The 25,577-nt window shown below is 71.7% G+C and carries 21 protein-coding genes and 2 pseudogenes; 11 read left to right on the forward strand and 12 right to left on the reverse strand.

Annotation, left to right across the window (positions count from 1 at the left end; all coding sequences use genetic code 11):
• Positions 1–90: 90 nt before the first annotated feature.
• Positions 91–1,776, reverse strand: coding sequence for an FAD-dependent oxidoreductase (locus tag ACFFIA_RS01710; protein ID WP_377245648.1), 1,686 nt, complete (start codon positions 1,774–1,776; stop codon positions 91–93).
• 72 nt (positions 1,777–1,848) lie between these two features.
• Between ACFFIA_RS01710 and ACFFIA_RS01715 the strand changes: the two genes are divergently transcribed.
• Positions 1,849–2,949, forward strand: a complete 1,101-nt coding sequence (locus ACFFIA_RS01715) for an LCP family protein (protein ID WP_377244198.1) — start codon at positions 1,849–1,851, stop codon at positions 2,947–2,949.
• Positions 2,950–3,009: 60 nt separating this feature from the next.
• On the opposite strand, the gene ACFFIA_RS01720 is transcribed toward ACFFIA_RS01715, so the two are convergent.
• The 3 genes from ACFFIA_RS01720 to guaB all read right to left on the reverse strand — a co-directional run bounded on the left by ACFFIA_RS01720 (position 3,010) and on the right by guaB (position 7,139).
• Positions 3,010–4,425, reverse strand: coding sequence for a M1 family metallopeptidase (locus tag ACFFIA_RS01720; RefSeq protein ID WP_377244201.1), 1,416 nt, complete (start codon positions 4,423–4,425; stop codon positions 3,010–3,012).
• Between the two features lie 92 nt (positions 4,426–4,517).
• Complete coding sequence (locus ACFFIA_RS01725) at positions 4,518–5,636, reverse strand: GuaB3 family IMP dehydrogenase-related protein (protein ID WP_377244205.1); 1,119 nt, start codon at positions 5,634–5,636, stop codon at positions 4,518–4,520.
• Between the two features lie 9 nt (positions 5,637–5,645).
• A complete protein-coding gene (guaB, locus tag ACFFIA_RS01730) occupies positions 5,646–7,139 on the reverse strand; it encodes an IMP dehydrogenase (protein ID WP_377244208.1) in 1,494 nt (497 codons plus the stop codon).
• Between the two features lie 114 nt (positions 7,140–7,253).
• Between guaB and ACFFIA_RS01735 the strand changes: the two genes are divergently transcribed.
• Complete coding sequence (locus ACFFIA_RS01735; RefSeq protein ID WP_377244211.1) at positions 7,254–7,679, forward strand: DUF5319 domain-containing protein; 426 nt, start codon at positions 7,254–7,256, stop codon at positions 7,677–7,679.
• 114 nt (positions 7,680–7,793) lie between these two features.
• On the opposite strand, the gene ACFFIA_RS01740 is transcribed toward ACFFIA_RS01735, so the two are convergent.
• Positions 7,794–8,663, reverse strand: coding sequence for a response regulator transcription factor (locus ACFFIA_RS01740; RefSeq protein ID WP_377244214.1), 870 nt, complete (start codon positions 8,661–8,663; stop codon positions 7,794–7,796).
• 170 nt (positions 8,664–8,833) lie between these two features.
• Here ACFFIA_RS01740 and ACFFIA_RS01745 point away from each other — a divergent pair, with 170 nt between their 5' ends.
• Complete coding sequence (locus ACFFIA_RS01745; RefSeq protein WP_377244217.1) at positions 8,834–9,232, forward strand: WhiB family transcriptional regulator; 399 nt, start codon at positions 8,834–8,836, stop codon at positions 9,230–9,232.
• On the opposite strand, the gene ACFFIA_RS01750 is transcribed toward ACFFIA_RS01745, so the two are convergent.
• From ACFFIA_RS01750 to groES, 3 genes are all read right to left on the reverse strand, one after another.
• Entirely contained in the window at positions 9,195–10,718 is a 1,524-nt protein-coding gene (locus ACFFIA_RS01750; protein WP_377244220.1) for a molybdopterin-dependent oxidoreductase, read from the reverse strand. The genes ACFFIA_RS01745 and ACFFIA_RS01750 overlap by 38 nt on opposite strands.
• 107 nt (positions 10,719–10,825) lie before the next feature.
• A complete protein-coding gene (groL, locus tag ACFFIA_RS01755; protein ID WP_377244223.1) occupies positions 10,826–12,472 on the reverse strand; it encodes a chaperonin GroEL in 1,647 nt (548 codons plus the stop codon).
• 137 nt (positions 12,473–12,609) lie between these two features.
• Complete coding sequence (gene groES, locus ACFFIA_RS01760; protein WP_498070960.1) at positions 12,610–12,918, reverse strand: co-chaperone GroES; 309 nt, start codon at positions 12,916–12,918, stop codon at positions 12,610–12,612.
• 282 nt (positions 12,919–13,200) lie between these two features.
• Between groES and ACFFIA_RS01765 the strand changes: the two genes are divergently transcribed.
• From ACFFIA_RS01765 to ACFFIA_RS01800, 8 genes and pseudogenes are all read left to right on the forward strand, one after another.
• Entirely contained in the window at positions 13,201–13,389 is a 189-nt protein-coding gene (locus ACFFIA_RS01765; RefSeq protein WP_377244226.1) for a DUF1918 domain-containing protein, read from the forward strand.
• A 48-nt stretch (positions 13,390–13,437) separates the two neighbouring features.
• Positions 13,438–14,628 carry a THUMP-like domain-containing protein gene (locus ACFFIA_RS01770; RefSeq protein ID WP_377244229.1) on the forward strand — a complete coding sequence of 397 codons (1,191 nt, stop codon included), beginning with the start codon at positions 13,438–13,440 and terminating at the stop codon, positions 14,626–14,628.
• Positions 14,622–14,921, forward strand: a pseudogene (locus ACFFIA_RS01775) (YbaK/EbsC family protein); the annotation flags it as partial. The gene ACFFIA_RS01770 and the pseudogene ACFFIA_RS01775, both read left to right, overlap by 7 nt.
• A gap of 262 nt (positions 14,922–15,183) precedes the next feature.
• Entirely contained in the window at positions 15,184–16,290 is a 1,107-nt protein-coding gene (locus ACFFIA_RS01780) for a sugar ABC transporter substrate-binding protein (RefSeq protein WP_377244232.1), read from the forward strand.
• Between the two features lie 40 nt (positions 16,291–16,330).
• A complete protein-coding gene (locus ACFFIA_RS01785) occupies positions 16,331–17,173 on the forward strand; it encodes an ATP-binding cassette domain-containing protein (RefSeq protein ID WP_377244235.1) in 843 nt (280 codons plus the stop codon).
• Positions 17,170–18,426, forward strand: a complete 1,257-nt coding sequence (locus ACFFIA_RS01790; protein WP_377244238.1) for a sugar ABC transporter permease — start codon at positions 17,170–17,172, stop codon at positions 18,424–18,426. The genes ACFFIA_RS01785 and ACFFIA_RS01790 overlap by 4 nt, the downstream gene beginning before the upstream one ends.
• A gap of 37 nt (positions 18,427–18,463) precedes the next feature.
• Positions 18,464–19,648, forward strand: a complete 1,185-nt coding sequence (locus ACFFIA_RS01795; protein ID WP_377244240.1) for an ROK family transcriptional regulator — start codon at positions 18,464–18,466, stop codon at positions 19,646–19,648.
• Between the two features lie 141 nt (positions 19,649–19,789).
• A complete protein-coding gene (locus ACFFIA_RS01800; RefSeq protein ID WP_377244242.1) occupies positions 19,790–20,080 on the forward strand; it encodes a DUF1707 SHOCT-like domain-containing protein in 291 nt (96 codons plus the stop codon).
• Positions 20,081–20,233: 153 nt separating this feature from the next.
• On the opposite strand, the pseudogene ACFFIA_RS01805 reads toward ACFFIA_RS01800, so the two are convergent.
• From ACFFIA_RS01805 to ACFFIA_RS01820, 4 genes and pseudogenes are all read right to left on the reverse strand, one after another.
• Positions 20,234–21,418 (reverse strand): annotated as a pseudogene (locus ACFFIA_RS01805) (MFS transporter); the annotation flags it as partial.
• Positions 21,415–21,990: a helix-turn-helix domain-containing protein gene (locus ACFFIA_RS01810; protein ID WP_377244245.1), complete on the reverse strand. Its 576-nt coding sequence runs from the start codon at positions 21,988–21,990 to the stop codon at positions 21,415–21,417. The gene ACFFIA_RS01810 and the pseudogene ACFFIA_RS01805, both read right to left, overlap by 4 nt.
• A gap of 49 nt (positions 21,991–22,039) precedes the next feature.
• The gene (locus tag ACFFIA_RS01815; protein WP_377244248.1) at positions 22,040–23,824 is read right to left on the reverse strand and encodes an ABC transporter ATP-binding protein; all 1,785 of its coding nucleotides are present in this window, start codon (positions 23,822–23,824) and stop codon (positions 22,040–22,042) included.
• Positions 23,821–25,530, reverse strand: a complete 1,710-nt coding sequence (locus tag ACFFIA_RS01820; protein ID WP_377244251.1) for an ABC transporter ATP-binding protein — start codon at positions 25,528–25,530, stop codon at positions 23,821–23,823. The genes ACFFIA_RS01815 and ACFFIA_RS01820 overlap by 4 nt, the downstream gene beginning before the upstream one ends.
• Positions 25,531–25,577: the final 47 nt, after the last annotated feature.

Consider the following 25,577-nt stretch of genomic DNA (forward strand, 5'->3'; position numbering starts at 1 on the left):
GTCTCGAAGTGCCCAGCCGACCTGAACCTGAGCCGCTCGCTGCCCAGCTCCTCTTCCTCGAAGATCAGACGGTCATCTTGCCCACCGAGGCTACCGGCGTAGCGCGGCCGGAGCGTGTGGCGGCACGGCCGGTGTCTTCGGCGCCACACCGGCCACCGGTGCGTACGCCGAGCCGAGCGCGGGACGGGGGTCCGGCTCGCCGCGGTTGGGCCAGAACGACATCGCCCGCTCGGCCTGCGCGGCGATCGTGAGCGAGGGGTTGACGCCGAGGTTGGCCGCCACCGCCGCCCCGTCGACCACGTGCAGCCCGGGGTGGCCGAAGACCCGGTGGTACGCGTCGACGACCCCCTCGTCGGGCGTGGCACCGATCGCCGCGCCGCCGAGGATGTGCGCGGTCAGCGGCACGTTGAACGCCTCGGTGACCGCCCCGCCCGGCACGCCGCCGATCTCCTCGGCGAGCAGCCGCACCGCCTCGTTGCCGGCCGGGATCCAGGTCGGGCTCGGCGCGCCGTGGCCGGGGGTGGTACGCAGCCGGCCGCGCCGGTAGTGCGTGGTCAGCGAGTTGTCGGCGGCCTGCATGACGAGTGCGATCACGGTGCGGCTGGACCAGTCGCGTACGGAGAGCAGCCGCAGGTACAGCAGCGGACGGCCGGCGATCATGCGAAGCCACCGCAGCGGCCGGCGCGGACCGCCGTCGACCAGCGCCGACTGGAGCAGCCCCATGACGTTGGAGCCGCGGCCGTAGCGCACCGGCTCGATGTGGGTCTGCTCGTCGGGATGGAACGAGCTGGTGATCGCCACGCCCTCGGTGAAGTCGAGCCCTCGCCGCCGCGCGTCCGGCCGCAGCACGCCCGCGCCGAGGATCGCCTCCGAGTTGGTACGGGTCAGCGCGCCCACACGGTCGGAGAGGTGGGGCAGCGTGCCGGACGCCTTCATCGCGTGCAGCAGCCGCTGCGTGCCCAGCGCCCCGGCCGCGAACAGCACCTGCTCGGCCTCGAAGACCCGACGCCGCCGGCCCAGCCACGCGCCGGTGCGTACCGTCTCGATCCGGTAGCCCGACCCCGACGGCCGCACGGAGACCGCGGTGGTCAGCGGATGCACCTCGACGCCGAGCCGCTCGGCCAGCCAGAGGTAGTTTTTGACCAGCGTGTTCTTCGCGCCGTGGCGGCAGCCGGTCATGCACGAACCGCAGTGCAGGCAGCCGGTGCGCTCCGGCCCAACGCCGCCGAAGTACGGGTCGACGACCCGCTCCCCCGGCCGTCCGATGTGGACGCCCACCGGCGTGGGACGGTAGGTGTGCCCGACCCCCATCCGCTCGGCCACCGCCCGCATCGCGCGGTCCGCGGCCGTCTCCATCGGGTACGTGGTGACGCCGAGCATCCGCTTCGCCTGGTCGTAGTGCGGGGCCAGCTCGGCCCGCCAGTCGGTGATGCCGCGCCACTGCGGGTCGTCGTAGAACGCGGGCAGCGGCTCGTAGAGCGTGTTGGCGTAGTTGAGCGAGCCCCCGCCGACCCCGGCGCCGGAGAGGACGAGCACGCCCGCCCCCGCCTGCCCCCGCGCCGAGCGGAGCAGCGTGATCCGCTGGATGCCGTAGCAGCCAAGCCCGGGCGCCCACAGGAAGCGCCGCGCACGCCACGAGGTCTGGGGAAACTCGTCGTCGGCGAAGCGGCGCCCCGCCTCGAGCACGGCGACCGAGTAGCCCTTCTCGGCGAGCCGCAACGCGGCCACGCTGCCGCCGAAGCCCGAGCCGATGACGACCACGTCGTATCGCTTCACGGCGCCCACCGGGCCATCATTACCCATCGGTAGCTAGCACACCAGAGCACTCAGCGGGCACGATGCCACTCTATGACCCGGCGACGTTGGATTGGGCTCGGCGCGGCCGCGCTCGCCGCGATCGTGCTGCTGGCCGGCGGCGCGGTGGCGGTCGGTTACGCGCTGCGCGACCGGTACGAGATCCGCACCGCCGACCTCTTCGGCTCCCCCTCGCCGTCGCCCTCGGCCACGCCCAGCCCCACGCCACCGCCCGGCGCCGACATCACCGGCCCGCTCAACCTGCTCATCGTCGGCGTCGACACGCGCGAGGACGACCCCACCTGGGAGCCGCACGCCGACGCGGTGACGATCCTGCACGTGCCGCGAGGGCTCAAGTCCGGGTACATGTTCTCGCTCCCCCGCGACCTGGTCGTCGACATCCCGGCGTTTCCCAAGGCCGGTTACCGGGGCGGGCGCACCAAGCTCACCCACGCGATGAGCAACGGCGCCCGCCGGGGCGACGCCCGGCCCAGCGCCGAGCAGGGGTTCCAGCTCCTCGCGCAGACGGTCAGCCGGTACACCGGGATCCGCCGCTTCGACGCCGGCGCGGTGCTCACCTTCACCGGCTTCCGCGAGCTGGTCGACGCGCTCGGCGGCGTCGACATCTACGTCGACCAGCGCACCCCCTCGCAGCACCTGCGCCCCGACGGGAGCGGGCGCTCGGCGGGCAGCGGCCCGGCCGGATACGGCGGACCCCAGATGGTGTACGAGGTGGGCATGCGCCACCTCAACGGCTGGCAGGCGCTCGACTTCTCCCGGCAGCGATACCTCCCCGGTGGCGACTACACGCGCCAGCGGCACCACCAGCAACTGATCCGGGCCGTACTGGCGAAGGCGCTCAGCCTCGACATCGCCCGCAACCCCATCGAGGTCGACCGCGTACTGCGCGCGCTCGGCGAGACCCTGATCTTCGACGGGCGGGGGCGGCCGGCGGTCGACTTCGCGTACGCGCTGAGTGGCCTGCGCCCCGAGACGCTGACGCTGGTCACGCTCCCCGGCTCGGGGGTGGGGCGCGGCTCCGGCTACCGGGGCGAGCAGCTCAACGCCGAGGGGCGCGGGTTCATCTCCGAGCTGGTCGCCGGGCGGGCGGACGCGTACCTCCAGGCCCACCCGGCGCTTGTCGTACGGAAGTGAGTCGTACGGAAGTGAGTCGTACGGAAGTGAGTCGTACGGAAGTGAGTCGTACGGAAGTGATCAGCCCGGGATCTCCGGTGCCTTGTCGCCGACCAACCAGGCGTCGAAGAGACCGCCCAAGGACTCGCCGGAGACCCGCTCGGCGACCGTGATGAACTCGGCCGTCGTGGCGATGCCGTTCTTCTTCTCCGCCGTCCAGGTCTTGAGGATCCGGAAGAAGTCGTCGTCGCCGACCGCCAGCCGGAGCGCGTGCACGGCGAGGGCGCCACGCTGGTAGACCGCGTCGCTGAAAAGCTCGGCCCGGCCCGGGTCGGCGGTGGGGTCTTCCCAGTCCGTCGAGTCGTACTCGCGCTGGAAGCTCTCCTGCACCGAGAGCCCGCCGCTCTCCTCGATCCACAGCCACTCGGCGTAGCTGGCGAAGCCCTCGTTGAGCCAGATGTCCCGCCACTGCGCGATCGAGACGCTGTCGCCGAACCACTGGTGGGCCAGCTCGTGCGCGACCACCTCGGTGTCTGGTCCCTCTTCGAAGAAGACGTCGCCGTAGACCGGGCGGGACTGGGTCTCCAGCGCGTACCGGATGCGGTCGTCGTCGACCACCACGCCGCCGTACGCCTCGACCGGGTACGGGCCGAACTGCGTCTCCAGGAAGTCGGCGATCCTCGTGGTCTGCGCCATCGACTGGTCGGCGGGGCCGCCCGGGCGCAGCGTCGAGTGGATCGCGGTGAAGAGCGGCCGGCCCTTGTGCTCGCCAGTCTCCACGCGAAACTTGCCGACCACCAGGAACGCGAGGTAGCTGGCCATCGGCACCTTCTCCGACCACTTCCACGTGGTCCAGCCGTCGGCTTCGCTGCTGCCGCCCGGTATGCCGTTGCTCAGCGCGGTCAGGTCTTTCGGGACGGTCGCCTCGATGTCGTACGTGGCCTTGTCGCTCGGATGGTCGTTGACCGGAAACCAGGTGCTCGCCGACTCGGGCTGGCCGAGCGCGATCGCCCCGTCGTCGGTGTGCAGGAAGCCGCCCTCGCCGAAGTCGGGGCTCTGGATCGCCTGCGGCTTGCCCGAGTATCCAATCTCGACGGTGAACTCGGAGTCTTTGACGATCCCGGCGGAGGGCGTGATGACGAGTTCGGCGTCTTCCCGCTTGTCTCTGGCGTTGGTGCCGTTGACCTTCACCGCGTCGACCGAGAGGCCCACGAAGTCGAGGTTGAAGCGGGAGAGGTTTGTCGTGGCGGCCGCCGTGATCGTGGCGGTGCCGGTCAGCTCGTCGGTCGCCGGGTCGTACTTCACCACGAGGCGGTAGTGGCGCACGTCGTAGCCACCGTTGCCGTACTTGGGGAAGTAGGCGTCGCCGATGCCCTCGTCGCCGGGCTGGAAGTCGGCCGAGGGTGTCCGCGGCCGATCCGGGCTGGGCGATGGGTCGGTGCATCCGGTGGCGACCAGCGCCACGACGGCCGCGGCCGCCACGATCCTGCGGTTCACGTAGGGAGCGTCCTCTCCCGCGCCGAAAGCGACAAGAAAGCCGTTCTGGAACTGTTCGCCGCGTCGCGGCGAACAGCCACCAACCAGTATCGCTACCTGTCAAGCACGAGGCCGACCCGCTGGAACTCCTTCACGTCGCGGTAGCCGCACTTGGCCATCGCCCGCTTGAGGCCGCCGAAGAGGTTGAGCTGCCCGTCCGGCGCGTCGGCCGGCCCGTACAGCACCTTCTCCAGCGTGCCCAGCGACTCGTCGGCCACACCGAACGCACCGCGCGGCAGGTTGGGGTGACTGGCGGCGGAGTGCCACCACGCGCCCCCGCCCGGCGCCTCGTCGGCGAGCGAGAGCGGCTCGCCAAGCATCACCGCGTCGGCGCCGCAGCCCAGCGCCTTGGCGATGTCGCCAGAGGTCTGGATGTTGCCGTCGGCGATCAGGTGCACGTAGCGCCCGCCGGTCTCGTCGAGGTAGTCACGCCGGGCGGCGGCCGCGTCGGCGATCGCGGTGGCCATCGGCACGCGGATGCCCAGCACGGTGTCTGTCGTGGACCACTCGTCGGCGCCCACGCCCACGATCACGCCGGCCGCGCCGGTGCGCATGAGGTGCAGCGCGGTCTTGTAGTCGGTGCAGCCGCCCGCGATCACCGGCAGGTCGAGGTCGGCGATGAACTCCTTGAGGTTGAGCGGCTCGTCGGTCGTGGAGACGTGCTCCGCGGAGACCAGCGTGCCCTGGATGACCAGGATGTCGACGCCCGCGTCGAGGATCACCGGGGCGAGCGCGAGGGTGTGCTGCGGCGACACGCGCACCGCCACCGTCACCCCGCCCTCACGGATCGCGCGGACCCGCTCGGCGATCAGCTCGGGGCGGATCGGCTCCGCGTACACCTCCTGGAGCCGCCGCGTCGCGGGCGCCTCCTCGTCGAGGCGGGCGAGCTCCTCAAGGATCTTGGTCGGGTCTTCGTAGCGGGTCCACAGACCCTCGACGTTGAGCACGCCGAGGCCACCGAGGCGGCCCAGAGCCACGGCCGTCGCCGGGCTCATGGTCGCGTCGGAGGGATGCGCCACGCACGGGATGTCAAAGGGGTACGCGTCGAGCTGCCAGCCCGTGGACACGTCGTCGACGTCCCGCGTGCGGCGGCTCGGCACGATCGCAATGTCTTCGAGGTGGTATCCGCGCTGCGCGGTCTTTCCCAACCCGATCTCGACCACGTCACGCACGGGTCGCTCCTATCGCGTGTGGTAGTTGGGCGCCTCGACGGTCATCTGGATGTCGTGCGGGTGGCTCTCCTTGAGACCTGCCGCGGTGATCCGGATGAGCTGACCGCGGCGGTGCAGCTCGGTGATGCTCTCGGCGCCGACGTATCCCATGGCCAGCCGGAGGCCGCCGATGAGCTGGTGGGCGACCTGCGACAGCGGGCCGCGGTAGGGCACCTGGCCCTCGACGCCCTCGGGAACGAGCTTTTCCTCGCTGAGCACGTCGTCCTGGAAGTAGCGGTCCTTGGAGTAGGAGCGGGCCTGCCCGCGCGACTGCATCGCGCCGAGCGACCCCATCCCCCGGTATGCCTTGAACTGCTTGCCGTTGATGAAGAGCAGCTCGCCGGGGCTCTCCTCGCAGCCGGCGAGCAGGCTGCCGAGCATCACGGTGTGCGCGCCGGCCACCAACGCCTTGGCGATGTCGCCGGAGTACTGGATGCCGCCGTCGGCGATCACCGGAACGCCGGCCGGGCGGCAGGCCCGCGTGGCCTCCATCACCGCGGTGACCTGCGGCACGCCGACGCCCGCGACGACCCGCGTGGTGCAGATCGCGCCCGGCCCGACGCCCACCTTGACCGCGTCGGCTCCCGCGTCGACCAGCGCCTTCGCCCCGGCGTACGTCGCGACGTTGCCGCCGACCACGTCGACCGTGGTGTCCTTCTTCAGCCGGGCGACCATCTCCAGCACCGCGCGCTGGTGACCGTGTGCGGTGTCGACGATCAACACATCGACGCCGGCGTCGACCAGCGCGCGGGCCCGCTTGTACGCGTCTTCGCCCACGCCGACCGCAGCGGCGACGCGCAGCCGGCCGGCCGGGTCTTTGGTGGCGTCCGGGTACTGCTCGCTCTTGGTGAAGTCTTTGACCGTGATCAGGCCACGCAGCCGACCGCTGTCGTCGACGATCGGCAGCTTCTCCACCTTGTGCTGCCGCAGCAGCGCGAGCGCCTCGTCCTTGGAGACGCCCACGCGCGCGGTGATCAGCGGCGAGTGGGTCATGATCTCGCGGACCGGCGTGTTGCCGTCGGTCACGAAGCGCATGTCGCGGTTGGTGACGATGCCGACCAGCGTGCCGTTGGCGTCGGTGACCGGCACGCCGGAGATCCGGTAGCGCCCGCAGAGGGCGTCGACGTCGCGCAGCGTGTCGTCGGGGCTGCAGGTGATCGGGTTGGTCACCATGCCCGCCTCGGAGCGCTTGACCTGGTCGACCTGGAGCGCCTGGTCTTCGATCGAGAGGTTGCGGTGGAGCACGCCCAGACCGCCCTGGCGCGCCATCGCGATGGCCATCCGCGCCTCGGTCACCGTGTCCATCGGGCTCGACATCAGCGGGATCTGCACGCTGACGTTGCGGCTCACCTGGGTCGCGGTGTGCACGCGGCTCGGAATGATCTCCGACTCAGCCGGCTGGAGCAGGACGTCGTCGAAGGTCAGCCCGATCGGCACAGCCTCGGCGGAGGGCAGGTTATCCACAATTGGGTCCTCTCGGTGGCGCGATGATTCATCGTACCCATCGGCCCGTTCGCCGTTCCGCGCCGACCTGCGGCTTGTCCGGTCACAAGTGGAATGCGCGGCACACGCGGGCACATGGGTTGCGACTACGGTGGAGGGGTGCAGCACGAGGAGCCGATCGACCCGTTCAACGGGGATCCCGCTGACCCGTCCGCGGGCCTGGAGGACCTGGGTGAGGACCCCCAGCTTGACCCGCTGTCCGACACGGAGCGGCAGGACGTGCTGGAAGACCTGGCCGACCTCGAGATCTACCAGGCGCTGCTGAGCCCCATCGGCATCCGCGGGCTGGTGATCGAGTGCGAAGACTGCCACGAGCCGCACTACTTCGACTGGGATCTGCTCCGGGGCAACCTGCGCCACCTGCTCAACTCCGGTCGTCCGAGGGTGCACGAGCCGGCCTACGACCCCGATCCCGACCACTACGTGACCTGGGAGTACGCGCGAGGTTACGCCGACGGCGTACACGACACCCTCTCCGACGGGTCAGACGAGGACGCCTGACCCCGTCGATCGCGGGGCCAGCGCGGTGTCCAGCAGCCTTCTGCCAGCTTCGCCGGGCCAGTGACCAGCGGCCAAAGACCGCCGGTCACCCGCTCGACGTTGGTGGAGCCCGCGCTAGGCGACCAGGCCGGCCCGAAAGCCAGCCGCTACGGCGTGGGCGCGGTCGCGTGCGCCCAGCTTGCGAAACAGGCGCCGGGCGTGGGTCTTGACGGTGTCCTCGGAGACGAAAAGCTCCCGCCCGATCTCCGCGTTGCTCTTGCCGTCGGCCATGCCGCGCAGCACCTGGAGTTCGCGTTCGGTCAGCGTCATCCGCCGCGCCACCACCTCGGGCCGGTCGCCGGCGCGAGGGCCGACCCGCCAGCTCGGTCCGGTGTTGGGGCTGCCGCCGGGCGGGCGAGCGGCGCCGCCGGGGCCGACGTCGATCTGGTCGCCACGCTGCACGGGCACCATCGACGGCGGCTGCGTCCGGGAGAGCGGCCCGTTGGCGGGACGGGCGGCGGCACCACCGCCGGAGCGGTCGGCGGCGAGTGCCGGGTCGGCGGGGAGATCGCCAGCCACGGCGACCGCCTCGCCCGCCCGGGAGACGGCGGGCCGGGCGGCGGCCGGGCGGGCCTGCTCGGGCAGGCAGAGCAGCAGGGCCTTCGCGACGATGCTCACCAGGTCGTGGTCACCCCCGCCGCGGAGCACGCCACGCGCACCGGCGGCGATGGCGGCGGCGGCCACGCGGGGGTCTTCGGCGCCAAAGAGGATGATCACCGCCCCGGGCGCCCGCATCAAGGCACGTCGGGTGAAGCCGACGCTGTCCCGCCTGGTCAACGCGGTATCCGCGAGGATTATGTCGGCGGGGCGCTCAGCCAGCCGGAGTAAGGCTTCGGTCTCCGACACGGCCGTGCGCACAGCACCGCTCATCCCAAGACGAGCGGCGGCTGAAGCGACGGTTTGCGCCGCGAGCGGTGTCCGGACACACACGAGGACGGTACGCACTGTGATCCTCCTCTTCCTCTGAGGAGGAGACCACGGAACCAACTGATCATTACGGGCTTTCGGACGAAAGAAGTTGAAAGTTCCCGACAGTCGACACGCCGGTTTCCTTCCGAGCGCTATCGGGTAATCCGTGGTTCGCGTGGCCGGAGTGCCCCGTGGGAGGAGTGTCGATGTCGAACGTAAGCAGACTGCCCGGTCCCATCGCCGACATCTGGGACTGGCAGCGGCTGGGCGCCTGCCGCGGCAGGGACAGCGCCCAGTTCTTCCACCCCGACGGCGAGCGCGGTTCGTCCCGCAACCGCCGCGAGGCGCAGGCGAAGTCGTTCTGCCACTCCTGCCCGGTCCGGTCCGAGTGCGCGGCGCACGCCCTGTCGGTACGCGAGCCCTACGGCGTGTGGGGCGGCTTCAGCGAGTCCGAGCGCCTGCGCCTGCTCGCCATGGGCTGGGAGGACCTCGCCGACCGCCACCTGACCCGCGTGGACGTGACGCGGCTGGAGGCGCGGCTCGGCAAGCCGCACAAGGCTGTGCCGGCTATCCCACCTCAACGCCAACCGAGTGCCACCCGGTAGCACCGTCGGGCGTGGGCGGCCGCCTCTGCTCCGGCTGCACCGCGCCGGTGGCGTCGGTGGCGCGTACCTGTAGGCGGTGCTCGCCGGGCGTCGCGTCCCACCGCCACATCCACTGGACCCACGTGTCGATCGAGACCGAGCGGGCCAGAGTGGCTTCCCGCCAAGGCCCGCCGTCCACGCGTACCTCGACCTTCGCCACGCCGCGGTGCTGCGCCCACGCCACGCCCGCCACGGTCACCGGGCCGGCGGTGAGCTTGCCGCCCGAGCGGGGCGTGTCGATGCGCGACTGCGTCTTGATCGGTGCCTGCGCGGCCCAGCCGCGCGGGACCCAGTACGCGTCGAAGTCGGCGAAGCTGGTCAGCTCCAGCTCCACGATCCACTTGCACGCCGACACGTAGCCGTACAGCCCCGGCACCACCATGCGCACCGGGAAGCCGTGCTTGACGGGAAGCGGCTCGCCGTTCATGCCGACGGCGATCAGCGCGTCGCGGCCGTCGCGGAGCAGCGCGGTGGGCGTGCCGCAGGTCCAGCCGTCGGCCGAGCGCCCCACCACCTGGTCGGCGCCCTCGAACGGCTGGGCCTCGTCGAGCAGCTCCTTCACCGGTACGCCGAGCCAGCGCGCGTTGCCGACCAGGTCGCCGCCCACCTCGTTGGAGACGCAGGCGAGCGTCACGTACCGCTCGACCATCGGCCGGGCGAGCAGCTCGTCGAAGGTGATCGTGATGGGGTTGCGCACGCGGCCGTGGATCTTCAGCGTCCACGAGGCCGGATCGACCTGCGGGAGTACGAGCGCGGTGTCGATGCGGTAGAAGGTGCGGTTCGGGGTGACGTACGAGGCGAGCCGCCTGATGTCGAGATCCGACCCGGCGGGCACGGCCGGCGCCGGGCTGGCCGGCACGGGCAGCCGCACCGCCTTGCGGGCCTCGTTGACGCTGCGCCTGGTGGCGAGAAAACGCCCGCCGAGCCCGGCGGCGGCAGCGGCACCGACCACGACCGCCACCGTGGTGAGGAAGCGCCGGCGATCGTCCCGACCCGTCGCGGAGCCCGGCTCCGGCGCCGGTGCCGGACGGCGGGCGACCAGGCGCCACAGCACCACGCCGGCCACCGCCGCGCCCAGCAGCGACGGGACCGCGGCTGACGGGCCCGCGCCCGGCCGGGTCAACGCGGCGGCGACGCCGATGATCCCGAAGAGCGCGATGCCGACCACGCCGGCCCAGATGTTGCGGACGGCCAGCCAGCCGATCAGCGCGGCGAACGCGGCGAGCAGCACCAGCGTGCCGACCAGGAGGGCGACCTTGTCGTAGATGCCGAAGACGTCGATCGCGAACTGCTTGAGCGGCTCCGGTGCGTGGTCGACGACGACCCCGCCGACGGCCACCAGCGGAGCCGAGCGGGCGCCGGTGAAGACCGCGACGAACTCCGCCAGCCCCAGGGCCACCGCGGCGGCGGCGATCCCCGCCAGGGCGCCGCGTAGGCCGTTTCGCATGGCCCCAAGTCTGCCCCGCCGCGAGCCGTGGCGCGTGCGGTCGTACGAGCCCCACGACAACCGAAGGGGGCCCGAGGGCCCCCTTCGCGTCGCTTTCACGGAACCGGCTAGAAGCCCGGCCCGTGCTGGTGGCCGTGCCCATGGCCGTGGCCGTGGCCACCGGCCTGCGCCGGCTCGGCCTTCTCCGGCTTCTCCACGATCAAGCTCTCCGTGGTGAGCAGGAGCCCGGCGATCGACGCGGCGTTGGTCACCGCGTTGCGGGTCACCTTGACCGGGTCGATGATGCCGGCCTTCGCCAGGTCGACGTAGTCGCCCCGGGCCGCGTCGAGGCCGTGGCCCCAGTCGTTGCCGCGCACCTTCTGCACCACGACGTAGCCGTCGAGGCCGGCGTTCTGCGCGATCCAGCGCAGCGGCTCGTCGAGCGCCTTGCGGACGATCGACACACCGGTCGCCTCGTCGCCGGACTGGCCCAGCCCGCCGTCGAGCTGCTCGGCCACCTGCGCCAGCGCGGCGCCGCCGCCCGGCACGGTGCCCTCCTCGACCGCCGCCTTGGTCGCCGAGATGGCGTCCTCGATGCGGTGCTTGCGCTCCTTGAGCTCGACCTCGGTGGCGCCACCGGCCTTGATGACCGCGATGCCGCCGGAGAGCTTGGCCAGCCGCTCGGCCAGCTTCTCCCGGTCCCAGTCGGAGTCGGAAGCCTCGATCTCCTTGCGGATCTGCGAGATGCGGTCGGTGACCTCGGCGTCGTTGCCGGCGCCCTCGATGACCGTGGTGTTGTCCTTGTCGACGACGATGCGCCGGGCCTGGCCCAGCACCTCGAGGCCGACCGAGTCGAGCTTGTAGCCGAGCTCGGGCGCGACCACCTCACCACCGGTGAGGATGGCCATGTCCTGGAGCATCGCCTTGCGCCGGTCACCGAAGCCGGGCGCCTTGACCGCGCAGACCTTGAACGTCTTGCGGATCGCGTTGACCACGAGCGTGGCCAGCGCCTGGCCCTCGACGTCTTCCGCGATGATCAGGAGCGGCTTGCTGGCCTGGAGCACCTTCTCCAGCAGCGGCAGCAGCTCTTCGACCGACGAGATCTTCTGCGTGGTGATCAGGACGTAGGCGTCTTCGAGCACCGCCTCCTGCGCGTCCGGGTCGGTCACGAAGTGCGGCGAGATGAAGCCCTTGTCGAACTGGAGACCCTCGGTGACCTCAAGCTCGGTGGCGAGGGTGGAGCCCTCCTCGACGGTGATGACACCGTCGCGGCCGACCTTCTCCATCGCCTCGGCGATCAGGTCACCGATCGTCGCGTCCTGCGCCGAGATCGTGGCGACGTGGGCGATGGACTGCTTGTCGGCGACCTCGATCGCCTTCTCCAGCAGCGCCTTCGACACGGCCTCGGCCGCGAGGTCGATGCCCCGCTTCAGGCCCGCCGGGTTGGCGCCGGCGGTGACGTTGCGCAGGCCCTCGCGGACCATCGCCTGGGCGAGCACGGTCGCGGTGGTGGTCCCGTCGCCGGCGACGTCGTTGGTCTTCGTCGCCACCTCCTTGACCAGCTGCGCGCCGAGGTTTTCGTAGGGGTTGGCGAGCTCGATCTCCTTGGCGATCGTCACGCCGTCGTTGGTGATCGTCGGAGCGCCGAACTTCTTGTCCAGCACGACGTTGCGCCCGCGCGGGCCGAGAGTGACCTTGACCGCGTCCGCCAGCGCGTTGACGCCGTGCTCAAGCTGGTGCCGGGCGTCGTCCGAGAAACTCAGGATCTTCGCCATGTATGTCCCTCCAGAGCGGCACGCCCCGGACCGCATGGAGCCGGCCCGGGGCGATTATCAGCCTTCTAGTTTCCCTATGTGCTGTTCGTCGCTTCGCGGGCCCGCGAAGCGACGAACAGCGCCGGAAGAGCTGTCAGTCACTTCTCGATGACGGCGAGGACGTCGCGGGCGGAGAGCACCAGGTACTCCTCACCGGCGTACTTGACCTCGGTGCCACCGTACTTCGAGTAGATGACCGTGTCGCCGACCTTGACGTCAACCGGGATCCGGTTGCCCTTGTCGTCGACGCGGCCCGGGCCGACAGCGAGGACAGTGCCCTCCTGCGGCTTCTCCTTGGCGGTGTCGGGGATCACGATGCCCGACGCCGTGGTGGTCTCAGCCTCATTCGCCTGGACCAGAATCCGGTCCTCGAGCGGCTTGATCGCAACCTTGGTCGCGGTAGTCACGGGCATACCCTCCTGGGGTACTGGTCTGGTAGCCACCCGGATCTCTCCGGGCGGCGGTCATACTGTTGCCTCATGCCACCGGGCGATGCCGTCGTCGCGGGTGCCGGCGTGCCCGAGAGCTAGCACCCTCAGATTGAGAGTGCTAACCCGCAGGTTATGCCGGTGGCTAGCACTCCGTCAAGGAGAGTGCCAGCGTGCCCCGAACTGATGACGCGACCGCCCTGTTTGGGGCATGGTCTTTGGGAAGAACCCCGCAGCCCCATTCCGCGCGGAGGCGATGCCATGCAGGCCACAGTCGGTGACCACTTGCACGTACACAGCAACACGGTCGGCGCCAGCGACCGGATCGCCGAGATCGTCGAAGTCCGCGGTGCCGACGGGCAGCCGCCCTACCTCGTCCGCTTCCCGGACGGCCACGAGAGCCTGGTCTTCCCCGGCCCAGACAGCGTGGTCGAGCCCAGCCAGCGCTGAGCCCGGCCCGCCCGCGGGCGCCCGCCGGGCTGCGCCGACAATCAGTCGGTGGATCCCGAGCAGCTCGCCGCGCTGCGTACCCCTGATGGGGTGAACGCCCTCGCCACGGCGGCCGAGCTGGCCGGCGGCGACCCGCTGTCCGCGGCGGCCACGCTCCGCTCCTCGGGCGTGCCCGCCGACCTCGCCGCGGCCGCGCTCACCCAGGCCGAGCTGCGGCGGCGGGCGGCCGGGAAGTTCGGTGCGGACGCCGCGCGGATGTTCTTCACCCGCGCGGGGTTGGAGCAGGCGACGCGCTCCGTCGTGGCCGGGCGCCGCGCCGCGCGGTTGCGCGCCGCGGGCGTGCGCACCCTCGCCGACCTCGGTTGCGGCATCGGCGCGGACGCGATCGCCGCCGCGCGTTCCGGCATCAAGGTGTACGCACTGGAAGCCGACCCGGGCACCGCCGCCGTTGCCGCCGCCAACGCTCAGGTGCTGGGGCTGGACGACATCACGGTGACCCACGGCGACGCCACAGCGGCCGATCTGTCCGGTGTGGATGCGGTCTTCTGCGACCCCGCGCGCCGACGGGCCGGGCGGCGGGTCTTCGATCCGGCCGCGTACTCGCCACCGTGGGACTTCGTCGCCGCCCTGCCCGAGCGAGTCCCGCGCACCGTGCTCAAGCTGGCGCCCGGCGTCGACCACGGGCTCATCCCACCTGGCGCGGAGGCGGAGTGGGTGAGCGTACGGGGCGAGGTGGTGGAGGCGGCCTTCTGGTGCGGGCCGCTCGCCGACGTGCCCCGGCGGGCCACGTTGCTCGGGGCGGGCGAGTACACCCTCACCGGCACCGGGCAGGCGAAGGCGCCGGTGGGCGAGGTGGGGCCTTACCTCTACGACCCGGACGGCGCGGTGGTCCGGGCGCACCTGGTCGCCGAGTTCGCCGCCACGGTCGCGGGGCACCTCGCCGACCCCGAGATCGCCTACGTCTACACCGACGCCCCCACTCCCACGCCGTACGCTCGCTGCCTGAAGGTCGACGAGGTGCTGCCCTTCTCCTTGAAGCGGTTGCGTGCCCTCCTCCGCGATCGGGGCGTGGGGCGGCTCGAGATCCTCAAGCGCGGCTCCGCACTGGAGCCCGAACGCCTCCGCCGCGACCTGCGCCTGGCCGGCCCCTCGGCGGCGACGCTGGTGCTGACCCGGGTAGCCGGTGCACCGACCGCCCTGCTCTGCCAGCCGCTCGGCGGTGACGTAGATACGTCGTGAGGCCGCCGTCAGGTGCTTTGTGGCACCGCGACCTCAAGGCGCTCGCGGCGGCCGCCAGCGGCAAGCGGGCCATGCTCGCCGACCGGACAGTGGCCGAGCGGACCACGGGGTACGTGCGCGGCGGGATCAGCCCGCTCGGGCAGCGCAAGCGCCTCCCCACGGTGGTCGACGCGACCGCCGCCGAGCACGAAACGATCTACGTTTCCGCAGGTCGCAGGGGCATTCAGGTGGAGCTGTCACCGCATGATCTGGTGCGGCTGACCGGGGCGACCCTCGCCGCCGTCCGCGCCTGATCCTTTCCGTCCACTTTGCGCCCGCGCGGGGCTAAAGCGCCCGATGATCGATTCGGGCATGGAGGCCCGAGCGGGTAGATGACGATCACGTTGCTGAATTGTTATCGCCGCCAACAAACTCATGGCGTCGGCGGTCTTGTGCTACCGCTCGATGCCGAAATACGTTGCCGGGCACAACAAAAGTACGTACCCAAGGACGCCCACCGCGCCACGCCGCGCGACACACCCACCACAACCACACTTGGACGAAAGGGCCCATGCAATGCGCAAAGGGATCCTCTCCATCGCTGCCGCCAGCCTGCTGGCGGTAGGGTCGCTCGCCGCGTGTGGCGACGACTCCGGCAGCGACACCGGCTCTGGCACCGACGGCGGCGGCAAGACAGCCAAGATCGGCGTGATCCTCCCCGACAGCGCGTCCTCCGACCGCTGGGAGACCGCCGACCGCAAGTACCTCGAGGAGGCGTTCACGGCCGCCGGGGTGCAGTACGACATCCAGAACGCCCAGGGCGACAAGAACACGTTCCAGACCCTGGCCGACCAGATGATCACCAACGGCGCGACGGTCCTCATGATCGTCAACCTCGACTCCGGCACCGGCAAGGCGGTCCTCGACAAGGCGAAGTCGCAGGGTGTCGCCACGATCGACTACGACCGGCTGACGCTGGGCGGCTCCGCCGAGTACTACGTCAGCTTCGACAACGAGGCCGTCGGCAAGCTCCAGGGCGAGGGCCTGGTCAAGTGCCTGACCGCCGCCAACGCGCAGAAGCCGGTCGTCGCCGAGCTCAACGGCTCGCAGACCGACAACAACGCGACCCTGTTCAAGAACGGGTACGACTCGATCCTCCAGCCGAAGTACGACGCCGGCGAGTACGTCAAGGGCCCGGACCAGTGGGTTCCGGACTGGGACAACAACCAGGCGGGCACGCTCTTCGAGCAGATGCTGACCCAGCAGAAGGGCAAGATCGACGGCGTGCTGGCCGCGAACGACGGCCTCGGCAACGCGGTGATCTCGGTGCTCAAGAAGAACAACCTGAACGGCAAGGTCCCGGTGACCGGCCAGGACGCCACCGTCCAGGGCCTGCAGAACATCCTCGCCGGCGACCAGTGCATGACCGTCTACAAGGCGATCAAGCAGGAGGCCGACGCCGCCGCCGACCTGGCGATCGGTCTGGCCAAGGGCGAGCGCAAGAGCACGTCGCAGACGGTCAAGGACCCCGAGTCCGGCCGGGACGTGCCCTCGGTGCTGCTGACTCCGGTGGCGATCACGAAGGAGAACGTGAAGGACGTCGTCGCGGACGGCTTCGTCACGAAGGAAGAGCTGTGCACGGGCAGCTTCGCCGCTGCCTGCACGCAGGCCGGGATCAGCTGACCTGCCATACGGTCGATCTAGGGCATATCGGCGCCCCTCGGTGCCGGTATGCCCTAGATCAACGCTAAGGAGATGTACCGTGACACCGCTGCTTGAAGCGCGCGGGATCGTGAAGCGGTTCGGCCCCGTACAGGTCCTGCAAGACGTGGATTTTTCCGTACCGCCCGGTGAGGTCACCGCGGTCGTCGGTGACAACGGCGCCGGCAAGTCGACGCTGGTCAAGTGCATCAGCGGGATCTATACGAGCGACGAGGGCGAATTTCTCTTCGAGGGCAAACCGGTCACCATCCACGGCCCGCGTGATGCCGCCGCGCTCGGTATCGAGGTCGTCTACCAGGATCTGGCGCTCTGCGACAACCTCGACATCGTGCAGAACATGTTCCTCGGCCGGGAGAAGCGCTCGGGCCTCGTCCTGGACGAGCCGACCATGGAGCAGATGGCGGCCGAGACCCTGGCCGGCCTCTCCGTACGCACCGTGAAGTCGCTCCGCCAACTCGTCGCCAGCCTCTCCGGCGGCCAGCGGCAGACGGTGGCGATCGCCAAGGCCGTGCTGTGGAACAGCAAGCTCGTCATCCTCGACGAGCCGACCGCCGCGCTCGGCGTGGCACAGACCGCGCAGGTGCTGGAGCTGGTCCGCCGGCTGGCCGACAACGGTCTCGCGGTCGTGCTCATCTCGCACAACATGAACGACGTCTTCGCCGTCTCGGACAACATCGCGGCGCTCTTCCTGGGGCGCATGGTCGCCCAGGTCCGCACCACCGACGTGACCCACTCGCAGGTGGTCGAGCTGATCACCGCCGGCCGCAGTGGCAACCTCGGCCTGCCCCCGGCGGAAAACGGCGCCGAGCTCATGGATCCGACCATCCCGGGAGCGCAGCAATGACCATCACGGCGCAACACATCGAGCCGGCGGCCGTGACGCCAAAGCCCACGGTCGCCAGCCATGCGCGCGACTACGTCGCCCGGATCCGCGGCGGGGAGCTGGGCGCGCTGCCCGCCGTGCTCGGCCTGGTCGTGCTCTGCGTCTTCTTCGGCGTGATGCGGCCGGTGTTCTTCTCGGCGGGCAACTTCGCCAACCTCTTCACCCAGGGCGCGGCGGTGGCGGTCATCGCCATGGGCATGGTCTTCGTGCTGCTGCTCGGCGAGATCGACCTCTCGGCCGGCTTCGCCAGCGGGGTCTGTGCGGCGGTGCTCGCCCAGGTCGTGGCCGTGCACGGCTACCCGTGGTACGTCGCGGTCCTCGCCGCTCTCGCCACCGGTGTCGTCATCGGGCTGGTGCTCGGCTTCCTGGTCGCCAAGGTCGGCATACCGTCGTTCGTGGTGACGCTCGCCGCGTTCCTCGCCTTCCAGGGCACCGTGCTGCTGCTGATCAAGGGCGGTACGAACGTCTCGATCGGCGACGAGGTCATCATCGCGATCGAAAACCGCAACATCCCGCCCGCTCTGGGCTGGCTCCTGGTGGTGCTGATCGCGGGCGGCTACGCGGCGATCCAGCTGCTCAGCGTGCACCGCCGCACGTCTCGCGGCCTGGTAACCGAGCCGCTGCCCGTGGTGCTCGCGCGGATCGGCGGGCTCGTGGCGATCCTCGCCGGTGCGGTCTACTTCCTCAACCTCGAACGGAGCATCAACCCCGCGCTGAACTCGCTCAAAGGCGTGCCGATCGTCGTGCCGATCATCGCGGTCCTGCTGATCGTCTGGACGTTCGTGCTGCGGCGAACCGCGTACGGCCGGCACATCTACGCGGTCGGCGGCAACCGGGAGGCGGCCCGCCGAGCCGGCATCAACGTAGACAAGATTCGCATCTCGGTCTTCGTGATCTGCTCGTTCATGGCGGCGATCGGCGGCATCATCCTGGCCAGCAAGTCCCGCTCGGTCGACCCGAACACGGGCGGCAGCAACGTGCTGCTGTACGCCGTCGGCGCGGCGGTCATCGGCGGTACCAGCCTCTTCGGCGGCAAGGGTCGCGTGCTGGACGCGGTCCTCGGCGGCGCGGTGATCGCCGTGATCGACAATGGCATGGGTCTCATGAACCTCAGCTCCGGCCAGAAGTTCGTCTTCACCGGCTCGGTGCTGTTGCTGGCCGCCGGCGTGGACGCCCTGTCACGCAAGCGGGCGGCTGCCACAGGCCATAGGTAGCGCCCTTTAGTCGATCATCGGGGAGGCTGGGCAACGGATGCGCACGGGACCAAGCCAGGAGGAGGTGCGCCGGCAAAACCTCGGTGCGCTCCTGCGGTACGTGCACATCCACGGCCCGACCTCGCGCGCCGAGCTCACCTCTGAGCTGGGCCTAAACCGCAGCACGATCGGGGCGCTGACCGCCGACCTGGCCGCCGCGGGCCTGGTCACGGAGGCGGCGCCCCGGGAGACCGGCCGGGCCGGGCGACCCTCGCTGGTCGTCCGGCCGGAGTCGGAGCGCGTGTACGCCTACGCGTTCAGCATCGAGGTGGACCAGCTGCGGGCGGCCCGGGTCGGGCTGGGCGGTCAGGTGCTCGACCACCGGGCCGACGACCGGCCCTCCGGGCTGCCGGCGGCGGAGGCGGTGCCGCTGCTCGCGGAGTTCGTCAAGGACCTCCAGCAGTCGGTGCCGGACAGCGCCGTGTACGTCGGCGGCGGCGTCTCGGTCTCGCGCATGATGCGGCGGGCCGACGGCAAGGCGGGGCTGAGCGGCGGCACCGACAGCGCGGCGGTGGCCGAGCCGCTGAGCGCGGTCCTCAACGCCGAGCTGGGCGCCGAGCGGCCGCTGGTCCTGGGCAACGCGGCCGACGTGGCCGCCCTGGCCGAGCATGCCCGGGGCGCGGCGGTGGGCTGCGACAACGTCATCTACCTGCACCGGGATGCCGGCGTCGACGCCGGCATCATCGTCGGCGGGCGGCGGCTGACCGGCCACGCCGGACAGGGCGGCCAGGTCGGCCACATGGTGGTACTCCCCGGCGGCCGCCCGTGCAGTTGCGGCTCGCGCGGCTGCTGGGAGACCGAGATCGGTGACCGCGCGCTGCTCAACGCCGCCGGACGCGACGGCGACGGTGGCTGGGGCGCCGCACTGGCCGTGGTCGACGCCGCCTCCCGTGGCGACGCCAGCGCCCAGGCCGCCGTGCGCCAGGTCGGCGACTGGCTCGGCTTCGGCCTCGCCAACCTCGTCAACATCTTCGACCCCGAGATGGTCATCTTCGGCGGTACCCTCCGCGACGTCTACCTCGCCGCCGCCGCGCAGGTACGCAGCCGGCTCAACAGCATGGCCCTGACCGCCGCCCGTGAGCACGTCCGCCTGCGGACCCCGAAGCTGGGCGAGGATGCCGCCCTGATCGGCGCGGCCGAACTCGCCTTCGAACGCCTCCTCGCCGACCCGCTCTCCAGCTGACAGCCCCGTTTCGCGCCGGCTCCGCGACCGGCGCCATCGACGGCGAGCGAGCCGCGCGGGCGAGGCACAGCCCTGGACCGCGCGGCGCAGGCCCCGCCCGCGGGCCGGACGGAGGGCGCGGTGCGGGGCTACCCTGAGCCGGTGAGCGGTGAGATTCGGGCGTCCGATGATGACCGGCACCGCGTGGTCGACGCGCTCCAGCGGCACACCGAGGCGGGGCGGCTGACGCTGGACGAGTTCACCGAGCGGGTCGACGGTGCCTACGCCGCCCGCACGCTCGCCGAGCTGGAGGCGGTGACCCGCGACCTACCGGCCGAGCCGGTCGCCGCCGTCGCCGCTCCGGACACCGGCCGACGGGACCTGCTCGTCATCTTCGCGGTCGCCGGGGTCGCCCTGATCCTGCTCCTGATCTTCATGGCGCTCAGCCGCTGAAGCGGCCGACGCCTCGGCCTCAGCCCCGACCCGGCGCACCGGCACCGCGCGGCGCGCAGCCGCCGACGGAGCCAACCCGTCAGCCGCGTCAGCGGCCGACCCGCCAGCCGCCGAGGCGGCCAAACCGGCAGCCGCCGATGCGGCCGGGCGCCGGTTCATCTCGCGCCACACCGGGAGGAGGAGCGGCGCGAGCGTCGCCGCCAGGAAGACCGCGCCGAACAGGAGCCACGACGTGGTCAGCCCCAGCCACTCGACCGTCCAACCGCCGACCAGCGCGCCCAGCGGGATGCCGCCCCACGCGATGGCCAGCGTGATGCCCAGCACGCGGGCGCGCATGGCCTCGGGCACTCGCTCGTACTGCACGGCGCTGAGCACCGGGTTGATGCCGGCGATCGAGAAGCCCGCCACCAGCGCGACCGCGTAGACGACCCAGGTCTCGTCGGCCACCGCCGGCGCGACGAAGCGGGGCGCGCCACCGACGAGCATGCCGATCACGAACGTGCCGTAGCGGGGCAGCCGCGGCGCGATTACCGCGAAGACCGCGTTGCCGGCCACCGCGCCCGCACCGAAGAAGCCGAAAAGGAGCCCCAGCGCGGTGGCGGAGCCGGCCACCTCGCGTGCCCAGACCGGCGCGAGCACCCCCGAGTACGCCTGGTCGAGCAGGTTGGTCACGAAGAGCAGGAGGGTCATGCCGAGGATCAGCCGGTCCTGGCCGATGAACCGCCAGCCGGCCCGTAGCGCCCGCAGGTACGGCTCGCGGGTCCGCTCCCCAGCGTCGCCCGGCACGAACGCGGCGACCAGCAGCGCCCCGACGGCGAACGTGGCGGCGTCGAGCAGCAGCACGGCCGGCGCCTCGAACGCGGTGACCAGCACGCCGGCGATCGGCGGGCCGAGGAGCGAGGAGAGGCGGTAGACGCCGTCGTGCAGGCCGGTCGCGCGGGTCACGTCGATGCCGGCGACGGCGATGGTCTGCGGCAGCAGCACGCGCTTGGCCGAGTCGCCGAAGCCGCGCAGCGTGCCGAGCACCGCGACGAGTGCCACCAGCCCGCCGACGCCCAGCCCTGGCCCATGGTGCAGCAGTGGGACCGCCGCCACCACGACCGCGCTGCCGAGGTCGGCGAACACGCTCACCCGGCGGGGGCCGAGCCGGTCGAGCAGCGGGCCGCCGAACGCGCAGACCAACACGTACGGCAGCATCTCGGCGAACACCACCAGGCCGGTGCGGCCCGCGCTGCCCGAGGTGACCAGCACGAACCAGGGCAGCGCCACGAACGACATCCGCGTGCCCACCATGGACACCGCCTGTGCGGCGAGCAGCCCGGCGAAGCCCCGTTTCATCCGCCCTCGGCCCGCCGCACGAAGGGCAACAGCTGGATCTGCAACCAGACCAGCTCGGCCCCCTCGGGCGCGTCCGGGGCGGAGTGCGACCGGTAGCGCTCGATCAGCGCGCCCAGCTCCCGGCGCAGCTCCGCGGCCTCGGCGGCGGTGAGCCGCAGCGGCCAGTCGCTGAGCGTGCTGCCCGCCCACCACTCCCGCGGGAGCACCTGGCTCTCGTCGAGCCAGCGCTCCATGTTGTCGGAGTATGTCGTCGCGACCGCCCGCCGGTAGACCTCCGACTCGGCCGGTGCCTCCTGGATCGTCTCCTGGGCGAGCACCGTGCCCTTGTGAACGGCCCGCCACCAGCGCTCCCGCCCCACGCCCCGGCCGGTCTCCTCGACCACGAAGCCGTATGCCGCGAGCTGCCGCAGGTGATAGCTGGTCGCGCCGGTGGAGAGGCCGAGCCGCTCGGCCAGCGTGGTGGAGGTGGCGGGCCCGTCGAGCCGCAGCACCCCCAGGATGCGCACGCGCAACGGATGCGCCACGCCGCGCAGCGAGGTCGGATCGAGGCGGACCTGGTTATTCCCGGACATGTTTGCAAAGCTATCGTTGCAAAGACTCCTTTGCAAGGCACAAAGGTCGCTACGAGCCGTGCCAGCTCCGCCACAGCGCCGCGTACGAGCCGCCCGCCGCCACCAGCTCGGCGTGCGAGCCCAACTCGGTGATCCGGCCGTCCTCCACCACCGCCACGCGGTCGGCGTCGTGGGCGGAGAAGAGGCGGTGCGCGATCGCGATGACCGTGCGCCCTTCGAGCACCGCGGCGAGCGAGCGCTCCAGATGCCGAGCCGCCCGCGGGTCGATCAGCGAGGTCGCCTCGTCGAGCACCAGCGTGTGCGGGTCGGCGAGCACCAGCCGGGCGAGCGCCAACTGCTGTGCCTGCGCCGGTGAGAGCGCGTGCCCGCCCGCGCCCACCACCGTCTCCAGCCCTCCCGGCAGGCCGTCGACCCACTCCAGCGCGTCGACCGCGGCGAGCGCGTCGCGTACCTCCCGATCGGCGGCCGACGGGCGGGCCAGGACGAGGTTGTCGCGGACCGTACCGATGAAGACGTGGTGTTCCTGGGTCACCAGCGCGACGTGCGAACGCAGCTCGTCCAGGGCAAGCTCGACCAGCGGCACGCCGCCGACGGTGACCGAGCCGGCGCGCGGCCCGTGTATGCCGGCGAGCAGCCGCCCCAGCGTCGACTTGCCCGCGCCGGACGGACCCACCATCGCCAGCCGCTCGCCCGGCGCGACCGTGAGCGAGACGCCGTGCAGCACGTCTCGTCCTTCCACATAGGAGTACCGGACGTCGTGCGCCGCCATCTCCTCGCCCTCGGGGCGCGCGCCCGAGGTGGCACGATCTTCCGGCACCGCCGAGACGCCCAGCACGCGGGCCAGCGAGGCGGCCCCCACCTGGAGCTCGTCGAGCCACGACAGGAAGCGGTCGAGCGGGTCGACCAGTTGCTGCACGTACAGCGTCGCGGCGGTCACCTCGCCGAGCGTGACCCAGCCCTCCAGGTAGAACCAGCCGCCCAGGACGAGCGTGGCGACCACCGGCAGCACGTACGCCACCTCGGTCAGCGGCCACCACACGGTACGCAGCCGCAGCGTGTACCGCTCGGCCGCGTACTGCCGGCGGATGTCGTCGTCGGTGCGCCGCCGGCGGCGATCCTGCCGGCGCAGCGCCTCGGTGGTGCGGGAGCCCTCGACCGTCTCGGTGATGCCGTCGGTGATGTCCGAGTACGCCGCGTTCTCCCGCAGGTATCCCGCGGGCGCGCGGCGCAGGTACCACCGCGTGCCGACCCACAGGATCGGCACCGCGACCAGGCAGGGCAGCCCGAGCAGCGGGTCGACGAGCAGCAGCGCGCCCACCGCGAAGGCGCCGGTCGCGATCGCGATCAGCGTCTCCGGCACCGCGAAGCGCACCGACTGGGAGAGCGCCGCGACGTCACGGGAGGTACGGGTCAGCAGGTCGCCCGTGCCCGCACGCTCCACCGTGGACAGTGGGATGGCGAGGATCCGGTCGACGAAGTCCTCCCGCAGCTCGGCCAGTACGCGCTCGCCGAGCCGCGCGGAGGCCATGTGCGCGAAGCGTGTGATCACCGCCTGCACCACCACGAAGCCGGCGATCGCCAGCGCGATCCGGTCGATGGTCACGGTGGTGGTGCCCCGCTCGATCGACTCGACCAGGTCACCGATCAGCCGGGGCGCGGCCAGGCCGGCGACCGCGGCGAGCACGTGCAGGCCGATCGCGCCGGCGAGCGCACCGGGATGGCGGCGCATCAGCGCGCGGGCGTACCGCCGGACCTGCCGCGCGTCCGCCACCGGCAGCGCCGTGCCCGTCGCCCGCCCCGCGTCACCGGCGGGCGTCGCGCCGCGCTCGCTCATGTCTCCTCCCCTCGGGTCACCACCGCGGCGTACCGCGGCTCGGTCGCCAGCAGCTCGCGGTGGCTGCCCTCGGCGGCCACCTTCCCGCCCTCGACGAAGACCACGTGGTCGGCCCGGTCGAGCACGAGCGGGCTGGTCGAGCAGACCACCGTGGCCCGCCCGGCCCGCGCGACGCCCAGCCGCTCGGCGATCCGCGCCTCGGTGTGCGCGTCGACGGCGCTGGTCGGCTCGACCAGCACCAGCACCTGCGGGTCGGTCACCAGCGCCCGGACCAGCCGCAGCCGCTGCTGCTGCCCGCCGGAGAACTCGCGGCCCCGCTCGGCCACCACCGTGTCCAGCCCGTGCGGCAGGGCCGCCACGATGTCGGCCGCGCTCGCGGCGGCCAGCGCCGCCGCGATCCGCTCGTCGTCGCGCCCCGACGGGTCGCCGCCGAGCTCCTCCCGCAGCGGCCCGGAGAAGAGGCGCCCGTCGTTGTCGGCCACCAGGATCCGCTCGCGCACCGTCGCGAGTGGCAGGTCCCGCAGTGGTACGCCGCAGAGCGTCACCTCGCCGTCGACGTACCGCCCGAGGCGGTCGGCGATGGCGGCCGCCTCCTCCGGCGCGTTCGCGGCGACCGCGGTGAGCCGGCCGGGGCGGACCACCAGGCCCGACTCCTCGTCGACCAGGTCGCCCTCGCCCTCCGGAAGCCGGGCCGGACGATCCGGCTCGGGCAGCTCACGCCGGAGGTCGAGCAGTGCCACCACACGCCGCGCGGCGACGTGACCCCGGGTCATCTTGTCGATCGCCTCGGTGATCGTCCTCAGTGGAGAGACCAGGAACGACGCGTATCCATAGAACGCCACCAACTGCCCGGGCGTGATCTCGCCGCGCAGCGCGAACCGGGCACCCAGCCACACGACCAGCACCACGAAGGCACCGGGCAGGAGCACCTGGGCCGCCTCCAGCACCGACTCGACGCGCGCCACGCGTACCCCGGCGGATCGCAGCGTCTGGGAATCGGCGCGGTAGCGCGCCGCGAAGGTCGCCTCGCCACCGACGCCGCGCACGACCCGCAGGCCGGTGACGATGTCGCCGGCGCGCGTGGTGAGGTGGCCCTGCTCGTCGCGGTATGCCTGCTGGCGGCGGTGCAGCGGCCGGATCAGCCCGCCCACGAGGGCCATCAGCACCGGTACGCCGATGACGACCACGAGGCCGAGCGGCACCGAGGCGCTGAAGAGGATCACGGCGATCGCGACGATCGCGACGACGGCGCCGGTGCCGCGTGCGGTGATGTCGAGCGCGTTGCCGATGTGGTTGATGTCGGCGGTGCCGATGCTGACCACCTCGCCGGTCGCGAGCCGTTTGGGCAGCGTGGCGCCGAGACGGTTGGCCTGCGCGATCGTGACCTGGACGGTGCGGTACGCCGCGCCGAGCCAGTTGAAGACGGCCACGCGGTGCCGGAGGATACCGGTCGTGGCCTGGACCAGGCCGAGTCCAAGAAGGACAGTGCCCCAGGTCAGCAGGGCCTCCCGGTCGCGGTCGACCAGGCCGGCGTCCACCGCCTTGCCGATCACCGCCGGCGTCAGCGCCTGGCTGAGCATCCACACGATGCCCCAGGCGATGCCCGCCGCCAACGACGGCCACGTACGCACGGCCAACCACCACAGATAGCGAGTGGCTGACCGGTGATCGGGCACGCCGGGATCGGCGACCGGCAGGGAGCGCATAGTAACGGCGAGGTTACGATGCCAACTCGCGATCTTCCACCGATTTA

It is taken from the genome of Phytohabitans kaempferiae, assembly GCF_042433955.1.
GTDB classification, from domain to species: Bacteria; Actinomycetota; Actinomycetes; order Mycobacteriales; family Micromonosporaceae; genus Phytohabitans; species Phytohabitans kaempferiae.